22 protein-coding genes are annotated in these 22,547 nt (G+C 69.8%); 10 read left to right on the top strand and 12 right to left on the bottom strand.

What is annotated here, in order from left to right:
- Positions 1–5: 5 nt before the first annotated feature.
- Positions 6–2,153, top strand: a complete 2,148-nt coding sequence (locus FA743_RS05315; protein WP_136885017.1) for a histidine kinase dimerization/phosphoacceptor domain -containing protein — start codon at positions 6–8, stop codon at positions 2,151–2,153.
- A gap of 33 nt (positions 2,154–2,186) precedes the next feature.
- Here FA743_RS05315 and FA743_RS05310 read toward each other — a convergent pair whose 3' ends face one another.
- The 6 genes from FA743_RS05310 to FA743_RS05285 form a co-directional block, all read right to left on the bottom strand.
- Positions 2,187–2,636 (bottom strand): response regulator, encoded by a 450-nt coding sequence (locus FA743_RS05310; RefSeq protein WP_136884841.1) that lies wholly within the window; start codon positions 2,634–2,636, stop codon positions 2,187–2,189.
- A complete protein-coding gene (locus FA743_RS05305; protein WP_136884840.1) occupies positions 2,633–3,757 on the bottom strand; it encodes a PAS domain-containing protein in 1,125 nt (374 codons plus the stop codon). The genes FA743_RS05310 and FA743_RS05305 overlap by 4 nt, the downstream gene beginning before the upstream one ends.
- Before the next feature lie 151 nt (positions 3,758–3,908).
- The gene (gene cysW, locus FA743_RS05300; protein ID WP_169308775.1) at positions 3,909–4,760 is read right to left on the bottom strand and encodes a sulfate ABC transporter permease subunit CysW; all 852 of its coding nucleotides are present in this window, start codon (positions 4,758–4,760) and stop codon (positions 3,909–3,911) included.
- Positions 4,757–5,605 (bottom strand): sulfate ABC transporter permease subunit CysT, encoded by an 849-nt coding sequence (gene cysT / locus FA743_RS05295; protein ID WP_136884839.1) that lies wholly within the window; start codon positions 5,603–5,605, stop codon positions 4,757–4,759. Before cysT ends, cysW begins: the two co-directional genes overlap by 4 nt.
- Positions 5,602–6,594, bottom strand: a complete 993-nt coding sequence (locus FA743_RS05290) for a sulfate ABC transporter substrate-binding protein (protein WP_136884838.1) — start codon at positions 6,592–6,594, stop codon at positions 5,602–5,604. Before FA743_RS05290 ends, cysT begins: the two co-directional genes overlap by 4 nt.
- Complete coding sequence (locus tag FA743_RS05285) at positions 6,591–7,682, bottom strand: sulfate/molybdate ABC transporter ATP-binding protein (protein ID WP_136884837.1); 1,092 nt, start codon at positions 7,680–7,682, stop codon at positions 6,591–6,593. The genes FA743_RS05290 and FA743_RS05285 overlap by 4 nt, the downstream gene beginning before the upstream one ends.
- Positions 7,683–7,999: 317 nt before the next feature.
- Between FA743_RS05285 and FA743_RS05280 the strand changes: the two genes are divergently transcribed.
- Positions 8,000–8,944 carry a bile acid:sodium symporter family protein gene (locus FA743_RS05280; protein ID WP_136884836.1) on the top strand — a complete coding sequence of 315 codons (945 nt, stop codon included), beginning with the start codon at positions 8,000–8,002 and terminating at the stop codon, positions 8,942–8,944.
- A 10-nt stretch (positions 8,945–8,954) separates the two neighbouring features.
- Here the strand turns inward: FA743_RS05280 and FA743_RS05275 are convergent, their stop codons facing one another.
- The 4 genes from FA743_RS05275 to abc-f all read right to left on the bottom strand — a co-directional run bounded on the left by FA743_RS05275 (position 8,955) and on the right by abc-f (position 14,651).
- On the bottom strand, positions 8,955–9,914 hold the full coding sequence (locus FA743_RS05275) for a 2-hydroxyacid dehydrogenase (protein WP_211242195.1): 960 nt from the start codon (positions 9,912–9,914) through the stop codon (positions 8,955–8,957).
- 32 nt (positions 9,915–9,946) lie between these two features.
- Positions 9,947–11,623 (bottom strand): gamma-glutamyltransferase, encoded by a 1,677-nt coding sequence (ggt, locus tag FA743_RS05270; RefSeq protein WP_136884835.1) that lies wholly within the window; start codon positions 11,621–11,623, stop codon positions 9,947–9,949.
- A gap of 307 nt (positions 11,624–11,930) precedes the next feature.
- A complete protein-coding gene (locus FA743_RS05265; protein WP_169308774.1) occupies positions 11,931–12,671 on the bottom strand; it encodes a MipA/OmpV family protein in 741 nt (246 codons plus the stop codon).
- A 114-nt stretch (positions 12,672–12,785) separates the two neighbouring features.
- A complete protein-coding gene (gene abc-f, locus FA743_RS05260) occupies positions 12,786–14,651 on the bottom strand; it encodes a ribosomal protection-like ABC-F family protein (protein ID WP_136884833.1) in 1,866 nt (621 codons plus the stop codon).
- A gap of 117 nt (positions 14,652–14,768) precedes the next feature.
- Between abc-f and FA743_RS05255 the strand changes: the two genes are divergently transcribed.
- Genes FA743_RS05255 through FA743_RS05240 form a run of 4 tightly spaced genes read left to right on the top strand, consistent with a single transcriptional unit; the run spans position 14,769 to position 17,949 of the window.
- Positions 14,769–15,986: a GTP-binding protein gene (locus tag FA743_RS05255; protein WP_136884832.1), complete on the top strand. Its 1,218-nt coding sequence runs from the start codon at positions 14,769–14,771 to the stop codon at positions 15,984–15,986.
- Entirely contained in the window at positions 15,983–16,603 is a 621-nt protein-coding gene (locus FA743_RS05250) for a DUF1826 domain-containing protein (RefSeq protein ID WP_169308773.1), read from the top strand. The genes FA743_RS05255 and FA743_RS05250 overlap by 4 nt, the downstream gene beginning before the upstream one ends.
- The gene (locus tag FA743_RS20570; protein ID WP_246054842.1) at positions 16,597–16,935 is read left to right on the top strand and encodes a DUF6525 family protein; all 339 of its coding nucleotides are present in this window, start codon (positions 16,597–16,599) and stop codon (positions 16,933–16,935) included. Before FA743_RS05250 ends, FA743_RS20570 begins: the two co-directional genes overlap by 7 nt.
- A gap of 36 nt (positions 16,936–16,971) precedes the next feature.
- Positions 16,972–17,949 (top strand): zinc-binding dehydrogenase, encoded by a 978-nt coding sequence (locus tag FA743_RS05240; RefSeq protein ID WP_136884830.1) that lies wholly within the window; start codon positions 16,972–16,974, stop codon positions 17,947–17,949.
- Positions 17,950–18,031: 82 nt separating this feature from the next.
- Here the strand turns inward: FA743_RS05240 and FA743_RS05235 are convergent, their stop codons facing one another.
- Together FA743_RS05235 and FA743_RS05230 are read right to left on the bottom strand one after the other, a co-directional pair.
- On the bottom strand, positions 18,032–18,388 hold the full coding sequence (locus tag FA743_RS05235) for a YigZ family protein (protein WP_136884829.1): 357 nt from the start codon (positions 18,386–18,388) through the stop codon (positions 18,032–18,034).
- Between the two features lie 89 nt (positions 18,389–18,477).
- Positions 18,478–18,894, bottom strand: coding sequence for a Fur family transcriptional regulator (locus FA743_RS05230; protein ID WP_136884828.1), 417 nt, complete (start codon positions 18,892–18,894; stop codon positions 18,478–18,480).
- Between the two features lie 99 nt (positions 18,895–18,993).
- Here FA743_RS05230 and FA743_RS05225 point away from each other — a divergent pair, with 99 nt between their 5' ends.
- From FA743_RS05225 to FA743_RS05210, 4 genes are all read left to right on the top strand, one after another.
- A complete protein-coding gene (locus FA743_RS05225; RefSeq protein ID WP_136884827.1) occupies positions 18,994–19,890 on the top strand; it encodes a metal ABC transporter substrate-binding protein in 897 nt (298 codons plus the stop codon).
- Positions 19,883–20,752, top strand: coding sequence for a manganese/iron ABC transporter ATP-binding protein (locus FA743_RS05220; protein ID WP_136884826.1), 870 nt, complete (start codon positions 19,883–19,885; stop codon positions 20,750–20,752). Before FA743_RS05225 ends, FA743_RS05220 begins: the two co-directional genes overlap by 8 nt.
- 67 nt (positions 20,753–20,819) lie before the next feature.
- Positions 20,820–21,680, top strand: coding sequence for a metal ABC transporter permease (locus tag FA743_RS05215; RefSeq protein ID WP_136884825.1), 861 nt, complete (start codon positions 20,820–20,822; stop codon positions 21,678–21,680).
- Positions 21,677–22,492: a metal ABC transporter permease gene (locus tag FA743_RS05210; protein WP_136884824.1), complete on the top strand. Its 816-nt coding sequence runs from the start codon at positions 21,677–21,679 to the stop codon at positions 22,490–22,492. The genes FA743_RS05215 and FA743_RS05210 overlap by 4 nt, the downstream gene beginning before the upstream one ends.
- The last annotated feature ends 55 nt before the right edge of the window (positions 22,493–22,547 follow it).

The following is a 22,547-nucleotide window of genomic DNA, read 5'->3' as shown; positions in this document are numbered from 1 at the left end:
CCAAGATGCATGACACCCCCCCGCCCGGGCTGATCGACACGCCCGTCGACCTGACCGCCTGCGATCTGGAACCGATCCACATCCCGGGCGCGATCCAGTCCCACGGGCAGATGCTGATCGCCGACCTGGCCAGCCTGACCGTCATCGGCGCGGCGGGGGTCCACGATGCCTTGGGCCGCGACCTCTTGGGCCAGCCGCTGGCAGAGGTGCTGGACGGCGCCTTCGCCGGGCTGGCCGCCGATCCGCCGCAGGACGGCGCGCCGCACATCCTCGGCACCGTCACCGCCCGAGGCGCCTCCTGGGAGGCGCTGACCTATCGCAGCGGCCCGCATCTGGTCATCGAACTGCTGCCCCGCCATCCGGGCGAGGCCGTGGATGCGCGCTTCCTGGGCCAGATGCAGGCGCTGGATGCCGGGCTGGAGCGGTCCTCGTCGCAGGCCGACCTCTATCGCAACGCCGCGCGGATCTTCCGCGAGCTGACCGGCTTTGCGCGGGTGATGATCTATCGCTTCATCGATGACGAGGCCGGTGCGGTCGTGGGCGAAAGCCGCGACCCTGGCATGTCGGGCTTCCTGAACCACCATTTCCCCGCCACGGACATCCCGCAGCAGGCCCGCGCGCTCTATGTGCGCAACCGCGTGCGGGTGATCGCGGATGTCGCGGCACCCATCCAGCCGATCACCGGGATCGTGCCCGAGATCGACCGGGTGGACCTGAGCAATTCCATGCTGCGCAGCGTCTCGCCGATCCATCTGCGCTACCTGCGCAACATGGGGGTGCGGGCCTCGGCCTCGATGTCGATCGTCAAGGACGGGGCGCTGTGGGGGCTGGTGGCCTGCCATCACGACCACCCCCATGATCTGTCGCTGACCACCCGGCTGGCCTGCCAGTCGCTGGCCGACAGCCTGTCCCGCCAGATCCACCTGCGCGAGGAGACGGTCCTTTATCGCGAGCGCATCCGCCTGCGCGCGCAGGAGGACACGGTCCTGTCGCGTCTCGGTCCCGACGACCGACTGAACGGCTTCTTCGCGCAATCGGGCGAGGCGCTGGCCGATCTGGTCGGCGCGGACGGCTTTGCCGCCGTGCAGGGCACCGAGATCTTCCGCTTCGGCAGTTGCCCCGACATGGATGCGCTGATGGCGCTGTCCCGGCATCTGCGTCGTCCCGCCGCGCTGAAGCCCTTTGTCAGCGCGCAGCTGAGCCGCGACATCCCCGAGGCCCTGGCCTATCGCGATCTGGCCAGCGGGCTTTTGGCTGTCACCATGTCGACCGAGGAACCGACCGTCCTGATGTGGTTTCGGGCCGAGAAGCTGCAGGTCGTCACCTGGGCCGGCAATCCGCACGCGGGCGTCCCTGCCCTTCCCGGCGCCTCGCTGGAACCCCGGGCCTCCTTCGCGGCCTGGTCCGACGAGGTCCGGGGCCGGTCCCGCCCCTGGACCGCCGCCGAGACCGAGGCCGTCGCGCGTCTGGTGCGCCTGCTGTTGGAGGCGCGCAACACCCGCCGCATCCGCAAGCTGAATGCAGAGCTGTCGGTCACGCTGAAGGAAAACGACAGCCTGATCCAGCAGAAATCCTTCCTGCTGCGCGAGGTGAACCACCGCGTGCAGAACAGCCTGTCGCTGGTGGCCTCGTTCCTGCGCATGCAGGCGCGGGGCGCAGCACCCGAGGTCCGCAGCCAGCTGGACGAGGCGCAAAGCCGCCTCTCGGCCGTCAGCCTGGTGCATCGGCGGCTCTATCAGGATGACAGTGCCGAGATCGTGGATCTGTCGGTCTATCTGGACGATCTGATGCGCGACATGACCTCGGCGCTGGACCCTGCCTGGACCTCGTCGATCCAGACCGATTTCGCGCCGATCCAGGTCTCGGCGGACCGGGCGGTGACCATCGGCCTTCTGACGAACGAGATCGTCGCCAATGCGGTCAAATATGCCTATGAGGGGCGGCCCGGGCCGGTCTCGGTCGTGCTGAAGACGACCCGGGACGGCCTGCGGCTGGACGTGTCGGACCAGGGCGTGGGCACGGACGGGACAGTGAAGGGCACCGGGTTCGGGATGCGCATGGCCAGCGCGCTGGTCGAGCAGCTGGACGGCCAGCTGCAGACCGCGGACAACGCGCCGGGCCTGCGCCTGACCGTCACCGCGCCGCTGGACTAGGCCCGGGACGCCAAGGCGACACGGGCCCCGGGGTCACCCCCAATGCGCCCCGAAGGCGGGCGAGGCCACGAAGCTGCCCGGCTCGGGCGAGACGGGGGGCGGATCGCAGACCCCCTCCTCCAGATAGCGCAGGGCGGCGACGAAGCCCGCCGACGAGAAGGGCTTGGCGATGACGCCATGCGCGCCCGCGAAATCCTCGGGGATCTTCTTGGGATTGGCGGTGACGAAGACGACGATGGTGCCTGGCCAGCGCTTGCGGATCTCGTCATTCACCTCCAGCCCGGTGCTGCCCTGCGCCAGCTGCATGTCGACCAGCGCCACGTCGGGCTTGGTCTCGACCGGCAGCGCCGCGACCGCCTTCAGCGAGGCGGCCGTGGCCATGACCCGATGGCCGGCATCTTCGATCATCATCTCGATATCCATCGAGATGATGAGTTCGTCCTCGACGACCAGGATCGAGAGCGGGGGCTTGGGGCGGTTCATGAGACCTCTGTATCGACGATGACGGTGACTTCGATGGACCCGCTTGGCCCCTGCGTCCACGAGACGGAGGTGCGCGTCTGCGCGGCCAGGCGAGAGATGATCTGTTCGGTGACCCCGGACGGGGAATAGCGCGGCAGGGCCGGGTGCTTGGCGCTGCCGTCCCGGGCGTCGCGCCCGAAGCGGATGCCCAGCTCGACCCGGCCCCGGCTGACGCGCGACGAGATGTCGAAGACCCGCGCCCCGCCGAAATCGGTGGGCCGGATCATGTGGGACAGGATCTCGTTGACGATCAGCCCGATCGCCGAGGCCTGGCCCGCGGGCACCTCGGCCCGGCCCAGATCGGCGCGGATACGGATGTCGCAATCGCTGCGGCTCTGGGTCAGGTCCGAGGCGAGGTTGACCGTGTAGGACCCGATGTCGAAGCGCGTCACGTCCTCGGACTGATACAGATGGCGATGCACCGTCGCCAGCGCGTCGATCCGGGTCATCATGGCGCGCAGCAGATCGACCGTCTCGCTGTCCTGCGCCTCGCGCAGCTGCAGCCGCAGGATCGAGCCGATCATCGTCATGTTGTTCTTCACGCGGTGATCGACCTCGTGCAGCAGCAGGCGCTGCGCATCCAGCGAGTCGCGCAGCTCGGCCACGCGGCGCGTCACTTCGGTCTCGACCCGGGCCTTCTCGCGGGCCATGCGCGACTGCACGTCGATGCGGTCGGTCACGTCCAGCTGCGAGGCGAAGAAGAACTGGATCGTGCCCGCATCGTCGCGCACCGGGCTGAGATAGAGCGCGTTCCAGAAGGACGTGCCGTCCTTGCGATAGTTCAGGATGTCGACGGCGATATCGGTGCCCGCCTCCACCGCCTCGCGGATGCGGCCCACCGTCTCGGGGTCGGTCTGGCTGCCCTGCAGAAAGCGGCAGTTGCGTCCGATCAGCTCGTCACGGTCGTATCCCGTCAGGCGCTGGAAGGCGTCATTGGCGAAGATGATCGGATTGTCGGGCCGGGTCGGGTCGGTGATGATCATCGACATGCGGGTCGAGCGCACCGCCGCCGCGAAGGGATCGCCCCGTCCCTGCTCGTGATGCAGTGCCTCGGTAAGGGTCCAGTCGTCCCGGTCGTCCACGTGCCGTCCTCGTCGAATCCACGCTTTCGCGTCAGTCCCGTGACAAGGTTCCGGGGAAAGGATTGGTTCCCCCATCGGGGGCGGGCGAGGGTCCGGCACGACGCGACGTTGCACCAAGGCGACAGGTCCGCATGGCCCCCGCCCGTCCCGGTCAGCCGCGCCGTCCCTCCAGCACGGCCTTGAGGATCAGCGCCACCAGCGCGATCACCGTCAGGGTCGAGGCGGCGGCGAAGGCCCCCACCGCGTTCAGGTCGTTGAACAGCAGTTCCACATGCAAGGGCAGCGTGTTGGTCTGGCCCCGGATATTGCCCGACACGACCGAGACGCCGCCGAATTCCCCCACCGCGCGGGCCGTGCACAGCACCGCACCATAGAGCAGCGCGAAGCGGATGTTGGGCAGCGTCACGCGGCGGAACACCTGCCAGCCCGAGGCGCCAAGCGTCACGGCGGCCTCCTCCTGCGCGGTGCCCTGCGCCTGCATCAGCGGCAGCACCTCGCGCGCGACAAAGGGCGCGGTGACGAACATGGTCACCAGCACGATGCCGGGCAGCGCGAACATCACCTGCAGGTCGACCTCGCCCAGCCAGGGACCCAACAGGCCCTGCCGGCCGTAGAGCAGCAGATAGCAGATGCCCGCGATGATCGGCGAGATCGAGAACGGGATCTCGATCATCGTGACCAGCACGCCCCGCCCCGGAAAGCGGTGCTTGGCCACGGCCCAGGCCGCCGCGATGCCGAAGGCGATGTTCAGCGGCACCACGATCACCGCGACCAGGCTGGTCAGCCAGATCGCGTGCAGCATCGCCGGATCGAGGATGTTCGAGGCATAGACCTGCCAGCCTTCCGAGAAGGCGCGGGCGAAGATATAGACCAGCGGCGCCACCACGATCAGCAGCGTCAGGATGACGGCCAGCCCGATCAGCGCGCGGGCGCCCATCGTGCGGGCGGGGCGGCCATGACCGGTGGCGGCAGATCCGGGGGCGATCATGTCGGGGGCGCTCATCGGGTGGCCTCGCGGTGGCGGGCGGCCCAGGATTGCAGGATGTTCGACACGATCAGCAGCACCAGCGCAAAGCCCAGCAGCACCAGCGCGATGGCGGCGGCGCCGTTGTAGTCGTATTCCTCCAGCCGGATATAGGCCAGAAGGGCGGCGATCTCGGTCTCGAAGGGCAGGTTGCCGGCGATGAAGACGATGGCCCCGAACTCGCCCAAAGACCGCGCGAAGGCGGTCGTGCAGCCGGCCAGCCAAGCGGGCAGGATCGCGGGAAAGACCACGCGGGTGAAGACCTGCCACGGCGTCGCGCCAAGCGTCTCGGCGGCCTGTTCCAGCGAAGGGTCCAGATCCTCCAGCACCGGCTGGACGGTGCGGACCACGAAGGGGATCGAGGTGAAGGCCATGGCCAGCGCGATGCCCCAGATCGTGTAGACGACCGGAATGCCCGCCGGGTGCAGGACCTGCCCGAACCAGCCATTGGCCGAGAAGAGCGCCGTCAGCGACAGCCCCGCCACGGCGGTGGGCAGCGCGAAGGGCACGTCCATCAGCGCATCCAGGATCCGCTTGCCGGGAAAGTCGTGGCGCACCAGCACCCAGGCCATCAAGAGCCCATAGGCCGCGTTGAAGGCGGTGGCGATCGCCGCCGCCGTCAGCGTGATCCGGAAGGCTGCCACCGCACGTTCGGAACTGACGATCGCCCAGAAGGCGGCCGGGCCGATCTCGGCCCCCTTCAGGATCAGCGCCGCGATGGGGATCAGCACGATCAGCACCAGATACAGAAGCGTCGTGCCCAGGCTCAGTGTGAACCCGGGCAGGACGCGCTTGGCGCGGAAGGGGGCGGCCGTCGCGGTCATCGGTTAACGAAGACCTGATCCAGGATCCCGCCCGAGGCCAGATGTTCCTCGGCCACCGCATCCCAGCCCCCGAAGACCTCGTCCACGGTGACCAGCTCGACCGGGGCCTGCGCGTCGGCGAATTCGGCCGCGACGGTCTCGTCGGTCACGCGATAGTCGCGCTCGGCCAGCATCCGCTGCGCCTCGGGCGTATACAGCCAGTCCAGATAGGCGGTTGCCAAGTCGGTCGTGCCGTTATCCTCGGCATTCTCGGCCACCACGGCGACCGGGAAAGCAGCGAAGAGGCTCATCGACGGGGTGACGCGCTCGAACCCCTCGGCCTCGTATTGCGCGGCGATCTGGCCGGTCTCGGCCTCGAAGGTCACCAGCACGTCGCCGATGCCCCGTTCCGCGAAGGTCTGGGTCGAGGCCCGCCCGCCGGTGTCGAAGACCGGCACGCCGGCAAAGATCGACCGCACGAACTCCTGCGCGGCGGCCTCATCGCCGTCATTCTGCGCCAGCGCATAGGCATAGGCGGCCAGATAGGTATAGCGCGCATTGCCGCTGGTCTTGGGATTGGGGAAGACCGGCGCCACATCCTCGCGCGCCAGATCGTCCCAGTCCTCGATCCCCTTGGGGTTGCCCTCGCGCACCAGGAAGGCGGGCAGCGAGTAATAGGGCGAGGCGCCGTTCGGGAAGGCATCGCGCCAATCCTCGGGCAGAAGGCCGCTCTCGGCCAGCACGTCGATGTCGGTCTCCTGGTTGAAGGTCACCAGATCGGCGGGCAACCCCTCCAGGATCGCACGGGCCTGGCGCGAGGATCCGCCATGCGACATGTCGATGGTCAGGCTTCGGCCGGTATCGGCCTCGTATTGCGCGGCGAAGGCGGGGTTCAGCGCCTCGAACAGCTCGCGGGCGATATCGTAGCTGACATTCAGCAGGCGGTCCTGCGCATGGGCGGGACCGGTCAGGATCAGGGCCAGCGCGGTGGCCAAGACGGGCAGTTTCATCGGGCGATCTCCTTGGGCAGGGGCAGGACGGGGGTGGCGGTGTCGCGGCGGGCATCGGGAAAGATCGCCGCCGCCTCGACCCGCAGGGCAATGGGGGCGCCCTTGGTCAGAGCGGGGGCGCCGCGGCGGGGCATCTGCGCCTCGGCCTCGGCGCCGTCGGCGCGTGTGGCGGTCAGGCGCAGCTCGGCCCCGGTGCTGGCGAGGCTGGTCACATGCCAGACCCCCGCCGGGTCGGGCATCGCGCGGATATCGGCGGGCCGGGCGAAGAGCCGCGCCGTGCCATCGGGCAGCGCCCGGCGCGGCAGGGCCGTCAAGTCCAGCCCCGGGGCGGCAGCGCGGCCCGAGGCCAGCACCACCGGCAGCTCGACCGTGGCGCCCATGAAGCGGGCCACGAAGGGCGTGGCGGGGTGGTCATGGATCTGGTCCGCATGGCCGATCTGCTCGATCCGCCCCTGCCCCATGACGACGACGCGGTCGGCCAGCTCGAAGGCCTCCTCCTGGTCATGGGTCACGAAGATGGTGGTCGATCCCGTCGCCTCGTGCACGCCCCGCAGCCAGCGGCGCAGATCGCGGCGGATCGCGGCGTCCAGCGCCCCGAAGGGCTCGTCCAGCAGCAGCACGCGCGGCTTGATCGCCAGCGCCCGGCCAAGCGCCACGCGCTGGCGCTGCCCGCCCGACAATTGCGCCGGAAAGCGGTCGGCCAGATGGTCGATCTGCAGGAAGGCCATCAGCTCGTCGGCGCGCGCGGCGATCTGCGCCTTGGCGGGGCGGTCGGCGCGGGGGCGCACGGTCAGGCCGAAGGCGATGTTGTCGCGCACGCTCATATGGGGGAACAGCGCGTAATGCTGAAAGACGAAGCCGATGCGCCGGTCGCGGGCGGCCAGCTGCAGCCAGTCCTGCCCGGCCACCGACAGCCGCCCGGCATCGGGCCATTCCAGCCCGGCGATGATCTTCAAAAGGGTCGTCTTGCCCGAGCCCGACGGCCCCAGCAGGGCGACCAGTTCGCCGTCGGCCACGTCCAGATCGATGCCGCGCAGCACCTCGGTGCGGTCGAACCGCTTGGTCATCCCGGCGATCGTGATGGACATGGCGCACCCCTCTGGCTGAACCTGCCAGCTAGGATGCCGCCCTGCCTGCGGCAAGGGGGCGGCGGACCAGCCCCCGCCCGACCCCGGGGGCCGGTGTTTCGCCTGCGCGGCAGGGGGCGAAACGATCCGCCGCGCAGGCGGCCCGGCAGGGCACGGATCGTTCCGACAAACCCGGGCTGCAGGCGGCGGGCGTTCTTCTTTGGCCGCCCGCCAATTGAACCACCCAGTTCGGAATACCTTGATCTCGCCCCGGCCCGCGCCTAAAGCGGCCCCCCGGGCGCGTGGCGCGACCCGCAGGCGCCTTGGGGAGGGATGTCATGAAGGCTTTGGCCGGGCTATCGCAATTCGTGGGCAGGACATTCGCCCTGTGGGTCCTTCTCTTCGCGGTATTGGGCTTCCTGCTGCCCGAGACCTTCCGCCAGCTGACCCCCTGGATCGTCACCCTTCTGGGGATCATCATGTTCGGGATGGGGCTGACCATCTCGGCCCGCGACTTCGGCGAGGTGCTGCGGCGCCCGGCGGTCGTGGGCGTGGGCGTCGCATCCCAGTTCATCATCATGCCGCTGCTGGCCGTGGCGCTGACCCGGATCATCCCGATGCCGCCCGAGGTCGCCGCCGGCGTCATCCTGGTCGGCTGCTGCCCCGGGGGCACCTCGTCCAACGTCATGACCTATCTGGCCAAGGGCGACACGGCCCTGTCGGTGGCCTGCACCAGCGTCACCACGCTGCTGGCGCCGGTGGTGACGCCCTTCCTGGTTCTGATGTTCGCGCGCGAATACCTGCCCGTGGATGCCTGGGCGATGTTCCAGTCCATCGTCAAGGTCGTGCTGCTGCCGCTGGCCTTGGGCCTGCTGGCGCAGCGGCTGGTGCCGGGCGTGGTCCGTGCGGCGATCCCGGCCCTGCCGCTGGTCAGCGTGACGGGCATCGTGCTGATCGTCGCCGCCGTGGTCGGCGCCTCGAAGGGGGCCATCGTGCAATCGGGGCTGATGATCTTTGCCGTCGTCGTGCTGCACAACTTGCTGGGCTATCTGATCGGCTATCTGGCGGCACGGGCGGCGGGGCTGGAGCTGGCCGGCCGCAAGGCCATCGCGATCGAGGTCGGCATGCAGAACTCGGGCCTGGCCGCAGCCCTCGCGACGACCTATTTCTCGCCCCTCGCGGCGGTCCCGGCGGCGATCTTCAGCGTCTGGCACAATATCTCGGGCGCGATCGTGGCCAGCATCCTGGCCCGGATGGACGCGGAGGCGCCGCCGCGCCGCTGAGGCGCCCATTTCACACCAGGATGTCGATGTCGCGGGGCGCACGCCCCTCGGCCACGGCCTGCAGGTTGTCCATCATCCGCTGCACAGTGGGCGCGAAGCCGTCCGCCGAGATCGCGGCCAGATGCGGGGTCAGGATCACCTGATCCAGCCCCAGCAGCGGATTGTCAGGGGTGATCGGCTCGACCGAGAACACATCGACCCCCGCCCCGCGCAGGCGGCCCGCGCGGATCGCGTCCGCCAGATCGGCCTCGACCATCACCCCGCCCCGCGCGGCATTGACCAGGATCGCGTCGGGCTTCATCAGCGCCAGCCGCTCGGCGTCGATCAGGTTGCGGGTGGTGTCGTTCAGCTCGCAGTTCAGCGTCACCACGTCCGAGGCCGCCAGCAGGTCGGGCAGGTCCGCATAGCTTGCCCCGATCCGCGCCTCCTCCTCGGGCGGCAGCGGCTGGCGCTTGGTATAGAGAATCTTGCCGCCGAAGCCGCGCAGCATCCCCGCCAGCGCCATGCCGATATGGCCCATGCCGACGATGCCCACCGTCCGCCCGCTGAGCTGCATCGAGGTCGGCCCCAAGGCCCCCTTGGGCCAGTCGCCGCGCAGGATGCCGACATGGCCGCGCACCAGGTTGCGGTTCACCGCCAGGATCAGGCCAAGCGTCGTCTCGGCCACCACGACCGCGTTCGATCCGGTCGTGCGCATCACCCGCACGCCGTGGGCGCCCGCGGCCTCCAGGTCGATGGCGTCATAGCCCACGCCCCATTTGTGCACCGCCCGCAGCCCCGGCACGGCCATCATCGCGGCCGTGACCGGCGCGTCGCCGCTGATCGCAAAGGTCGCACCCTGCAGCGCCTCCATCTGGTCGGCGGGGCTGCGCGAGGCGGCGGCGGTCAGCTGCCAGCCCTCGGGCAGCAGCGACCACATCCGGTCCAGGCGAGCCGGGTCGGAGGGATCAAGCAGGGCAATGCGGGTCATGGACATCTCCGTGGGGGTCGAATTTGGGGGGGTCAGATCTTGAAGCGGATGCCGGGGCGGGCCAGCCCGCCGCCATGGGCCAGGACCGTGCCGTCCGCGCGCCAGCAGGCGGCGCCGGTCATCATCCCGTCGGGCGCAAAGCCGATGGCGGTCATGCCGCCGCCGATGGTCCGGGGCAGCTGCACCTCGTGGCCCATCGCGCGCAGGGCGTCCTGCATCGGCGCATAGGCGGGTTCCAGCTCCACATGCCGGCCCTGGGTCCACAGGCGCGGGGCCTCGACCGCCTGCTGCAGGTCCATGCCGTGGTCGATCAGGTTCATGATGGCCTGCAGGGCCGAGGGAAAGATGCGCACGCCCCCCGGCAGGCCAAGCGCAAAGACCGGCCGCCCGTCCCGCAGCACGATCATCGGCGCCATCGAGGTCGGCACCCGCTTGCCCGGCCGGATCGACAGCGCCAATCCCGGTCGGGGGTCATAGTTCACCATGTAGTTGTTGGGGATGATCCCGGTCCCCGGCACCATGATGCGCGCCCCGAACAGCCCGTTCAGCGTATGGGTGGCAGTGACGATGTTCCCGTCGCGGTCGGCCACGGTCACATGGGTGGTGTCGCGGCTTTCGGGGGGCTCGGGCCGCGCCCCCGCTCCCGCCACCCCGCCCCGCGCCCGCAGCCGTCCCTGGCACTCGGCGGCATAGGCCTTGGAGATGTAGCGCGCCACCGGCACGTCCACGAAGGCCGGATCGCCCGAGGCGGCGTGGCGATCCTCGAACCCCACGCGGATCACCTCGGCCAGCAGATGCAGCGCGGCAGGGGTGCCGAAGCCCAGGGCGCCCACGTCATGCGCCTCCAGCATGTTCAGCATCTGCACGACATGGACCCCGGACGAGGCCGGGGGCGGCGGGCCCGCGATGACATGGCCGCGATAGCTGCCGGTGATCGCGTCACGCTCGATGGCGCGATAGTCCTCCAGATCGGCTAGCGTGACATGGCCCGCCTCCGGCCCGCCGGTGGCCAGCCGCTCGACCAGCGCGCGGCCCAGGGCGCCGCCATGCAGCGCCGCGTCGCCCTCGGCCTGCACCAGCCGCAGGCTGTCGGCATAGGCGCCCATCACCAACCGGCTGCCGACCGGGGCCGGGGCGCCACCGGGCAGCATCAGCGCGGCGATCCCCGGATCGGCCGACAGGTCGTCGGCATGCTCGGCCAGCGCGCCGTTCAGATAGGGGCTGACCGCAAAGCCCCGCGCGGCGGCCTGGATCGCGGGCTCGACCACATCGGCCCAGGGCAGGCGGCCATGGCGCTGCTGCATCAGATACCAGCCGCGCAGGTTGCCCGGTACCGCCACGGCCGAGGGGCCGACCAGATTGCGCCGGTCCAGCGTGTCCATGTCGTCGGGCGGCCGGCCCGGACGGGGCGTGAACATGTCCGCCCGCGCGCCCTGCCCCGCCACCGACAGCGCGTCGATCACCACATGGCGCCCGTCGGCCAGCCGCAGATGGCTGATCCCGCCCCCGGCAATGCCGACCATCATCGGCTCGACCACGGTCAGCGTCAGCAGCGCGGCCACGGCGGCGTCGATCGCATTGCCCCCCGCCGCCAGCATCGCCGACCCCGCCAGCGAGCCCTGCGGCGCATTGGTCACCACCATCCCGGCATCGCCCAAGGCCGGGCGCTTGTCGCAGGTGAAGGGCAAAGGCGTGTCGGAATGGGTCATGAAGCCTGTCCTGTCCGGGAGGCCCGGCCCGACCGAGCCTAGAGACCCGCGCCCGCGCCCACAACCGGGACCAAACCAGCCGCGCGCGGCTGGTTCGGCCCTGCCCGAAGGTTCATCAGGCCGGGCACGATCAGCGGAAGATTTCGGACCCGAAGCGCCCGCGATCCGGTCAGGCGATCATGCCCACGTGGACCAGATGCGACGTCGCTGCGAACCGCGGGGGGGGGGGGGGAACTTAAACGATGACGACCCGCACCGGGGTGCAGGCCGTCAGTGTCCAAACACGCAAAGAATGCAGCCCCCAGCCTCAGAACCCGAACGAGAAGCGGCGGGTGATGCCGAGGCGCAGCGAGGGCTGGTATTCGTCCTGCACGACCGGCGAATCGGCGGCGTCGCCGATCAGCTTGCCATAGCGCACCTCGCCCGACAGGGCGGTGGTGTCGGTCAGGGCATAGCGCGCCTCGAAGGTGATCGCGGCCTCGTTGACGCCGCCGCCGGGGGCGGTGACGGGCAGGCCGCTGGTCCCGCTTTCCGCAGGCGTCACGCCGAAATAGGTGTCGTTGAAATCATCGTTGCCATAGCCGACCTCGGCCCCCGACCACAGGGTGACCCGGTCGGACAGCTCGGTGCGGTATTTCGCGCCGATCTCGCCGGTCAGGCCCTCATGGCCGTCGAAGCCGCGGCGCAGGCTGCCATAGGCGGTGACGGGGCCGGCGGCATAGCTGGCGCGCAGGCCCAGCTCATAGGCGCGGTCGATATCGTCCAGCCCGGTCAGGGCGGCCTCGTCGCTGCTGTCGCGCGAGCCGACCAGATTGAGCGAGGGGGCCAGCGAAAAGCCCTGCGCGGGCGCGGCGCCCACCGGGCCGAAGCCCGCATCGCGGAAGATGAACCAGGGCGCGACCTCGGCCTCTTCGGCGCCGGGATAGGCGGTGCCGATCCGGGCGCCCAGCCCCAGATCGAACGAGAAGATCCGGTCCCCGGTCAGGCCGAAATCCTGTGCGGAAACCGGAGCGGCGAAGAGGACAGCGAAGGCCAGAGCGTATTTCATGAGCAGGATCCGGTCAAAGGGCGTGACGGCCATCTAAGGCGCCGGCGGGCGGCGCACAACCGCAGCCCGGCAGCATCCGGAACGGTCAGGGCATTTCCGCCACAGCCAGTGGGCTCAGGCTTTCTCGGCCGCGTCAAGCTTTTCCAGCGCGCCCATCCACAACTCTTCCGCGAAGGCCAGCGCGCGCACGGCCTCGGCGCGCTTCTTGCCCCATTTCTCGGCCTCGTAGGGATCGTTGTACAACCCCGGATCGGCCAGCTTCTTGTCCAGCTTGCCCATCATCTCGGTCAGCTTCTGAACCCGCTCCTCGGCCTTGCGCACGTCCGAGCGCATCGCCAGCACCGCATCGCGGTTGGGCTTCTTCGGAGCGGCGGGTTTCGGGGTCTCGGAGGATTTCTCTCCCGACTTCTCGGCGGGCACGTCGCCCGACAGCAGGAACTTGCGGTAATCGTCCAGATCGCCCTCGTAGGGGGCGACCGCACCGTCCTTGACCAGCCACAGCCGGTCGGCCACCAGACCCAGCAGGTGCATGTCGTGGCTGACCAGCACCACGGCGCCGGTATAGTCGTTCAGCGCCTCGGACAGGGCCTCGCGCGATTCGATATCGAGGTGGTTGGTCGGCTCGTCCAGGATCAGCAGATGCGGCGCGTCGATCGTGGCCAGCAGCAGCGACAGCCGCGCCTTCTGGCCGCCCGACAGCGCGCGGACCTTGGTCTCGACCTGCGCCTCCATCAGGCCGAAGCCGGCCAGGCGGGCGCGCTGACGGGCCTGCATCTCGTTGGGGCGCACGGCGCGGATATGATCCAGCGGCGTCTCGTCCAGCGACAATTCGTCCACTTGATGCTGGGCGAAATAGCCCACGCGCAACTTGTTCGAGCTGGTCACCTTGCCGGTCATCGGCGCCAGCCGGTCGGCCAGCAGTTTCGACAGCGTCGATTTGCCCTGCCCGTTGCGGCCCAGCAGTGCGATCCGGTCGTCCTGGTCGATGCGCAGCCCAAGGCGCGACAGCACCGCGCGATCGCCATAGCCGACCGAGACGGCCTCCATCGCGACGATGGGCGGCGACAGTTCCTCGGGCTGGGGAAAGCTGAAGCGGAAGAACTTGGCCTCTTCGGGGGCGGTGATCGGCTCCATCTTGGCCAGCGCCTTGACGCGGGCTTGGGCCTGACGCGCCTTGCTGGCCTTGGCGCCGAAGCGGTCGACGAAGCTTTGCAGATGCGCACGACGCTCGGTCTGCTTCTTGGCCTCGGCGGCCTGCAATGCGCGCTTTTCGGCGCGGATGCGGGTGAAGCTGTCATAGCCGCCGGTATAGAGCGTCAGCTTCTTGTCCTCGACATGCAGGATATGCCCGACCGCGCGGTTCAGCAGGCCCCGGTCGTGGCTGATGATGATGACGGTATGCGGATAGCGGGCCAGATAGGTCTCCAGCCACAGCGCGCCTTCCAGATCCAGATAGTTGGTCGGTTCGTCCAGCAGCAGCAGGTCGGGCTGCGCGAACAGCACCCCGGCCAGCGCCACGCGCATCCGCCAGCCGCCCGAGAAATCGCTGGTCGGACGCTGCTGGTCGTTGGTGTCAAAACCGAGACCGTTCAGGATCGTCGCGGCCCGCGCCTCGGCCGACCAGGCGTCGATATCGGTCAGGCGGGTCTGGATGTCGGCGATGCGATGGGCGTCGGTCGCGGTCTCGGATTCCGCCATCAGGGCGGTGCGCTCCTGATCGGCCTCCAGCACGGTGTCCAACACCGACAGCGCGGTCGCCGCCGATTCCTGCGCGACCCCGCCGATGCGGGCGCGGGTCGGCAGGCTGATCGCGCCGCCGTCCAGACCCAGCTCTCCGCGGATCAGCTTGAACAGCGTGGTCTTGCCCGCGCCGTTGGGACCGACAAGGCCCACCTTGTGGCCTTCGGGGACAGAGGCCGAGGCGCCGGCGAACAGCGGGCGGCCCTGAATGGAATACGAGATGTCATCGATATGCAGCATGCGCGCGGCATGACCCAAAGGGCGCGGATCGTCAATGCCCGCCGGGCAGCGCCGCGCCGCTTGCGTTTCGCTTTACGTAATAGTATTACATAACGGCACCCGCCACAGGAGCCAACCATGTCCGCATCCCCCCGCCTTCCCGTCACCGTGCTCTCCGGCTTTCTGGGCGCCGGCAAGACCACGCTGCTGAATTCCATCCTGAACAACCGCGAGGGCCTGCGCGTCGCGGTCATCGTGAACGACATGTCCGAGGTGAACATCGACGCCGACCTGATCCGCGCCGAGGGCGGCATGGCCCGCACCGAAGAAGCCCTAGTCGAGATGTCGAACGGCTGCATCTGCTGCACGCTGCGCGAGGATCTGCTGGTCGAGGTCCGCGCCCTGGCCGAAGCCGGGCGCTTCGATTACCTGATGATCGAATCGACCGGCATCAGCGAGCCGCTGCCCGTCGCCACCACCTTCGAATTCGCGGACGAGGACGGCGCCAGCCTGTCCGACGTGGCCCGGCTGGACACGATGGTCACGGTCGTCGACGCGGTGAACCTGACGGCCGATTTCTCCAGCCACGACTTTCTGGCCGACCGGGGCGAGGTGATGGGCGATCAGGACGACCGCACGCTGGTCGACCTCCTGACCGACCAGATCGAGTTCGCCGATGTGATCGTGCTGAACAAATGCGCGGACGCGGGCCCGGCCCGGGTCGATGCCGCACGCAAGATCATCCGCGCGCTGAACCGCGACGCCCGCATCATCGAGACCGATCACAGCCGTGTCGCGCCCCGTGACGTCCTCAACACCGGGCTCTTCGACTTCGACCGCGCGCATCAGCACCCGATGTGGGCGAAGGAGCTTTACGGCTTTGCCGACCACACCCCCGAGACCGAGGAATACGGCGTCACCAGCTTCGTCTATCGCGCCCGCCATCCCTTCGAGCCGCGCAAGATCCATGACGTGCTGAACGGCCCCCTGCCCGGCGTGATCCGCGCCAAGGGCCATTTCTGGATCGCCACGCGCCCCGATTGGGTGGCCGAATTCTCGCTGGCGGGCGCGCTGTCCTCGGTCCGGCCCCTGGGCCAGTGGTGGGCGACGGTGCCGCGCGAGCGCTGGCCCACCCATCCCGAGGGCCAGGCCTATCTGACCCGCAACTGGGCCGAGCCCTATGGCGACCGCCGCCAGGAGCTGGTCTTCATCGGCACCGGCATGGACGAGGACCGGCTGCGCGCGCGCCTGGACGCCTGCCTTCTGGGCGAGGAATGGGGCGAGGCCCCCGATGGCTGGGCCCGCCTGCCCGACCCCTTCCCGGCCTGGCGCCGGGCCGAGGAGATCGCGGCATGACCACCCGCGTCACCCTGCGGCCCGCGACGGCCCTGAACCAGTCCGCCGATCCGCGGGTCCTGGGAACGCTGGTGATGCCGGGCGTGGCCGCCGCCCTCTGGCAGCGCCCCATCGATCCCCTCTGGCAGGCCTGGCTGGACGGATTGCCGGTTTCGCAGCTGCCCCGCCTCCGCCAGACCCTGCGCCCGCAGGACGTGGCCGCCGCGATGACCGCCGCCTGCGCGGCGTCGGATCTGCCCGACAGCCCGCAGCGCCAGCGGCTGATCGACGATGTCGCCGAACTGGCCCTGCTGGCCGCCCGGCATCTGGATGCGCTGCTGATCACCCTGCGGATCGAGGTCACCGCCGGCCAGTCCTGCCCGAAATGGCATCTCGATGCCGTCCGCGCCCGGCTGCTCTGCACGCTGCGGGGGGCGGGCACGCAGTTCGGCCCCGCCTCGGGCGCGGCGCAGGTCGCCGCGCCCCAGCAGATGCCCACCGGCGCCGCCGCGCTGTTCCGGGGCCGCCGATGGGGGGCCGAGCCCTCGGGCCTCCTGCATCGCTCGCCCCCCGCGCAGCCCGGCCGGACGCGCCTGCTGGTGGTCGTCGATCCGGTCGACGAGGCTGCCTCGTGCTGACCCCTGCTCAAAGTGGCGCCCCGCCCTCCGGCAGCGCCCGACAGGCCCTTGCCGCGCGCTGCGGCAATCTGGGCCGGACCGCGCAGCGCCAGCGCCGCCGCAGCCGCGATCCGATGGCCGCCTATGACGCCCTGCCCGCGCCGCTGCGCCGCTGGCTGGCCGGGGCGGCGCTGCCTTGGTCGCCCGCCTCCTGCCTGCGACTCTGGCAGCGCCTGCGCGCCGAGGGCGCCTCGCAGGCAAAGGCGCTGGCCGCGCTGGACCGGGCCGAGGCCAAGGCGCTGCGGCGCGAGACCGGGGCGGCGCCTCTGGCAGAAGGGGCACGGGCTGCCTAGGTTCAGGGCCAACGCGTCCTTTCGAAAGGCCCCCTCATGCATGCCGTCACCCATGACCGCTTCGGCGATCCCGCCGAGGTCCTGCAGACCACCACCGCCGACCGCCCCATCCCCCAGGACGGAGAGCTGCTGATCCGCGTGATCCTGTCGCCGATCCACAATCACGACCTCTGGACCATCCGCGGCAGCTACGGCACCAAGCCCCCCCTGCCCGCCATCGCCGGCAGCGAGGCCCTGGGCATCGTCGAGGAAACCGGCCCCGGCGTCGACCCGGCCCTCAAGGGCCGCCGCGTGGCCGCCGCCGGGCTGAAGGGCTCCTGGGCCGACTATGCCATCGCGGCCGCCGAGGGCGCGATCCCGGTGCCCGACGAGATGCCCGACGAGGCCGCGGCCCAGCTGATCGCCATGCCCTTCAGCGCCATCACCCTGCTGGAATTCCTGCATGTCCAGCGCGGGGACTGGGTCGTCCAGACCGCCGCCAATGGTGCGGTGGGCAAGATCATGGCGGTCCTCGCCCAATCGCGCGGCATCCGCCTGCTGAACCTGGTGCGCCGCCCCGAGGCCGCCGAGGAACTGGCCGCGCTCGGCATGACCGACATCGTCTCGACCGACGATCCCGACTGGATCGCCAAGGCCCGCGCGATCCTGGGCGAGGACGGCGCCCGCGCTGCCGTCGATTCGGTCGGTGGCCCGATCGCGGCCGGCCTGATCGACCTGCTGGGCACCGAGGGCCTGCTGGTCACCTTCGGCTCGATGACCGGCGACGACCTGCAGCTGCCCGCCGGCCCGATCATCTTCAAGCACCTGACGGTCAAGGGCTTCTGGGGCGCCCGCGTCATGCCGCAGACCCCGGCCGAGGATCGCCAGCGCATGTTCGGCGAGCTGATCGGCCTGGTGATGGACGGCACGCTGAAGCTGCCCTCGGGCGGCGACTTCGCCCTGGATCAGCCGGCCGAGGCCGTCACCGCCGCCCTGACCCCGGGGCGCGAGGGCAAGATCATGTTCCGCCCCTGACCACCCGGGTCCGGACCCCTGCGCGCCCCGGCGTGCGGGGGTCACCCCCCGCCCCATCTCTGGCCCCATCACTCTGGCCCCATCACCCCAGCCCGGTCTCGCGCAGGTAATGCCGCACCGCCTCGGCCACATGCCGGAACCGGTCGCCGCCCAGATGCTTGCCGCCATACCAGCGGGTGACGACGACCACATGGCCCTGCAGCCCGGCCCGCTCCAGCATCTGCGCGATCAGCTGCGCCGCCCCGCTCTCGCCGTCGTCATCCTTCACGACCTCTCCGTCCAGCACCACCGCCCAGCTGTGATGGGTGGCCTTGGCAAAGCGCTTGACCCCGCGCAGCTCGGCCAGCAGCGCCGCGATCTCGGCCCGACTGGCCACCGCCCCGCCCGAGACCGCATAGCGCGATCCCCGGTCCGAAATGATCCTATCAAAGACCTGCACGCGCCCTCCTGCGACGGTCCATAAATATCCCGGGGGGAGGCGCCGCAGGCGACGGGGGGCAGCGCCCCCCTCCGTCAGCGCCGCCTGCCTCAGCGCCGCCGGACATACAGCTCCAGCCGGTGATGGACGATCTCATAGCCCATCTCGGCGGCGATCTCGGCCTGCAGCCGCTCGATGCGCTCGTCGGTGAACTCCATGACCGCGCCGCTGTCCAGATCGATCATGTGATCGTGGTGGCGCTGGTCAGCGGCCTCCCAACGGGCGGGCTCGCCCTGGAATTCCAGCTTCTCGATCACCCCCTGCGCGCGCAGCGTGGTCAGCGTGCGATAGACGGTGGCCAGCGACACGCCCGCCCCGGCGGTCACCGCCCGGCCATGCAGCTCGGCCGCGTCGGGATGATCGTCGGCATCGGCGATCACCCGCAGCAGCGCCGCGCGCTGCCGCGTGACCCGCACGCCCGCCTCCCGCAGCGCCTGTTCCAACCTGTCCGCCCGTCGCTCGCCCATGCGCGCCATCCTGCCGCAACCGCCTTCCAGTTGCAACTCGTTCTCAGCTCTTGACAGTTGCGAACGAGTCGCAGAAAAGAGGCCAACCAAGGAGCTCCCATGATCCGCGCGCTGACCGTCCTGATGACCCTCGCCCCGATGACCGCGCAGGCCGAGACGCTGAACGTCGCCACCAGCTTCACCGTCATCGCCGACATGGCCCGCAATGTCGGCGGCGATCTGGCCAGCGTGCAGTCCATCACCCCCCCGGGGGCCGAGGTCCACGGCTACCAGCCCAGCCCCCGCGACATCATCGGCATCGCCGAGGCCGATCTGGTGCTGGTCAACGGCCTGAATCTCGACGGATGGGCCAACCAGTTCCTCGACCGGCTGGACGACGTGCCGATCGTCACCGTCAGCGACGGGATCGACCCCCTGCCGATCACCGGCTCCGAAGACAGCTCCGAATACGGCGCCGAGGGCGGCCAGCCCAACCCGCATGGCTGGATGGCCCTCACCTCGGCGCAGATCTATGTCGACAACATCGCCCGGGCGATGGCCGAGGCCGATCCCGACAATGCGGATGCCTACCGGGCCAATGCCGACGCCTACAAGGACCGCATCGCCGGGGTCATCGGCCCGCTGCGCGACCGTGCCCTGGCCCTGCCCGAGGATCGCCGCTTCCTCGTCACCTCCGAGGGCGCCTTCTCCTATCTCGCCCGCGACTTCGGCCTGACCGAGATGTTCCTCTGGCCCATCAACGCGGAAGGCCAAGGCACGCCCCAGCAGGTCCGCGGCCTGATCGACGCGATGCGCGAGACGGGGGCCCCGGTGATCTTCTCGGAAAGCACCGTCTCGGACCGCCCGGCCCGCAGCATCGCCGCCGAGACCGGCGCGGATTACGGCGGCATCCTCTATGTCGACAGCCTGTCCGAGGCCGACGGCCCGGTGCCCACCTATCTGGACCTGTTGCGCGTGACCTCAGAAACAATTCTCGACAGTCTCGAAGATGAATGACACCCCCGGCATCGAGGTCGCCGATCTGACCGTCGCCTATCGCAACGGCCATACCGCCCTGAAGGACGCCGCCTTCACGGTCCCGCAGGGCTCGGTCACGGCCTTGGTGGGCGTGAACGGCGCGGGCAAGTCGACGCTCTTCAAGGCCCTGATGGACCTTCTGCCCCATGCTGCGGGCCATGTCCGCATCCTCGGCCTGCCGGTGCGCAAGGCCCTGTCGCAGAACCTCGTGGCCTATGTCCCCCAGGCCGAGGAGGTCGACTGGACCTTCCCGGTCCTGGTCGAGGATGTGGTGATGATGGGCCGCTACGGCCATATGGGCTTTCTGCGCCGCGCCCGCCCCGCCGACCGCCAGGCCGTCACCGACGCCCTCTCCCGCGTGGGCCTGACCGAGTTCCGCCGCCGCCAGATCGGGGAACTGTCCGGCGGCCAGAAGAAGCGCGTCTTCCTGGCCCGGGCGCTGGCGCAGGAGGCCCGCGTGATCCTGCTCGACGAGCCCTTCACCGGCGTCGACGTGCAGACCGAACAGACGATCATCACCCTCCTGCGCCAGATGCGCGACGAGGGGCGGGTGATGCTGGTCTCGACCCATGATCTGGGCGCGGTGCCGGAATATTGCGACCGCGTCGTGCTGGTCAAGGGCACGGTCCTGGCCTCGGGCCCGACCGCCACCACCTTCACCCCCGACAACCTGCGCCTGGCCTTCGGTGGCACGCTGCGCCACTTCATGCTGGGCGGCACCGACCTGCATGACGATGCCGACCGCCGCGCCGTCGACGTCTTCACCGATGACGAACGCCCGCTGGTCTTCTACGACGACCGCCACCGCAAGGCCGTCCCCGGCACGGACGACCGCCCATGACCCCTTCATCTTGGCGGAAATATCCCACGGGGGTGCGGGGGTGTGAAACCCCCGCCTGCGGCGCCCGATGATCGAGCTGGCCCTCACCCCCTTCGCCTACGGCTACATGGCGACCGCGATCTGGGTCTCGGCGCTGGTGGGCGGCGTCTGCGCCTTCCTCTCGGCCTATCTCATGCTCAAGGGCTGGAGCCTGATCGGCGACGCCCTCTCCCATTCCATCGTGCCCGGCGTGGCGGGGGCCTACATGCTGGGCCTGCCCTTCGCGCTCGGCGCCTTCCTGTCGGGGGGGCTGGCGGCGCTGGCAATGCTGTTCCTGGGCACCCGCACCGGGCTGAAACAGGACGCGATCATCGGGCTGATCTTCACCGGTTTCTTCGGCATCGGGCTGTTCATGGTTTCGCTGAACCCTGTCGCGGTGGACCTGCAGGCGATCACCATGGGCAATATCCTGGCCATCGCGCCGGGCGACGTGATCCAGCTGGTGCTGATCTCGGGCATCTCGCTGACCATCCTCCTGCTGAAATGGCGCGACCTGATGGTGGTCTTCTTCGACGAGACGCATGCCCGCACCATCGGCCTGCATCCGAACCGCCTCAAGGCGCTGTTCTTCACCCTGCTGGCCGCCTCGACCGTGGCGGCGATGCAGACCGTGGGCGCCTTCCTGGTCATCGCGCTGGTCGTCACGCCGGGCGCCACCGCCTATCTGCTGACCGACCGCTTCGCGCGGCTGATCCTGATCTCGGTCACCATCGGCACGCTCACCTCGGCCATCGGCGCCTATGCCAGCTTCTTCCTGGACGGCGCCACCGGCGGCATCATCGTGACGCTGCAGACGCTGATCTTTCTTGCCGCCTTCGTCTTCGCCCCCACCCACGGGCTGCGCGCCGCGCGTGCCCGCGCCCGCGCCGCGATGGGAGGGGGGGCATGAACGGCCTCATCCTGCCCTTCACCTTTCCGGTCATGGCCGATGCGGCGCTGATCGCGGTGATCGTGGCCATTCCGGCGGCGCTTCTCAGCTGCTTTCTGGTCCTCAAGGGCTGGGCGCTGATGGGCGACGGGATCAGCCATGCGGTGCTGCCGGGCATCGTGCTGGCCTATGCGATGGGACTGCCCCTGCTGGTCGGCGCCTTCGCGGCGGGCATGATCTGTGCCCTCTCGGCGGGCTGGCTGGACGAGAACAGCCGCATCAAGCCCGACACGGCGCTTGGCGTCGTCATGGCGGGAATGTTCGCCTTCGGCCTGATCCTCTTCACCCTCTTTCCGCCCGGCGTGCATCTGGACCATATCCTCTTCGGCAACATCCTGGGGATCGGCCCGCAGGACTTCGCCCAGGCCCTGCCCATCGCCCTGGCCGTCACCGGGGCGCTGATCCTGAAATGGCGCGACTTCGCCCTGCTGGCCTTCGACCCGGTGCAGGCGCGGGTCTCGGGGCTCCGGGTAGGCTGGCTGCATTACGGGATGCTGGCGATGATCGCGGCCTCGGTCGTGGCGATGCTGTCGGCGGTGGGGATCATCCTGGCCGTGGGCCTGCTGATCGCGCCCGGCGCCATCGCCTTCCTGCTGACCCGGCGTCTGGCCCTGATGATGGGGCTGGCCACGGCCATCGCGGTCGCCAGCAGCCTGGCGGGCATCTGGGCCAGCTTCTGGCTGGACAGCGCCCCCGCCCCCACCATCATCGTCATCCTGACCGGCGTCTTCATCCTGGCCTTCACCTGGCGCCAGATCGCCCCGCGCCACTGACCCCTTCCCTGCGCGGCCCGATCATGCCAGCATGTTACCGCCACCAGTGAGGAGA

Source organism: Paracoccus gahaiensis (assembly GCF_005048225.1).
In the GTDB taxonomy this organism is placed as follows: Bacteria; Pseudomonadota; Alphaproteobacteria; order Rhodobacterales; family Rhodobacteraceae; genus Paracoccus; species Paracoccus gahaiensis.
Note: the sequence above shows the minus strand (reverse complement) of the source record. Positions and strands in the feature narration are given on the sequence as shown.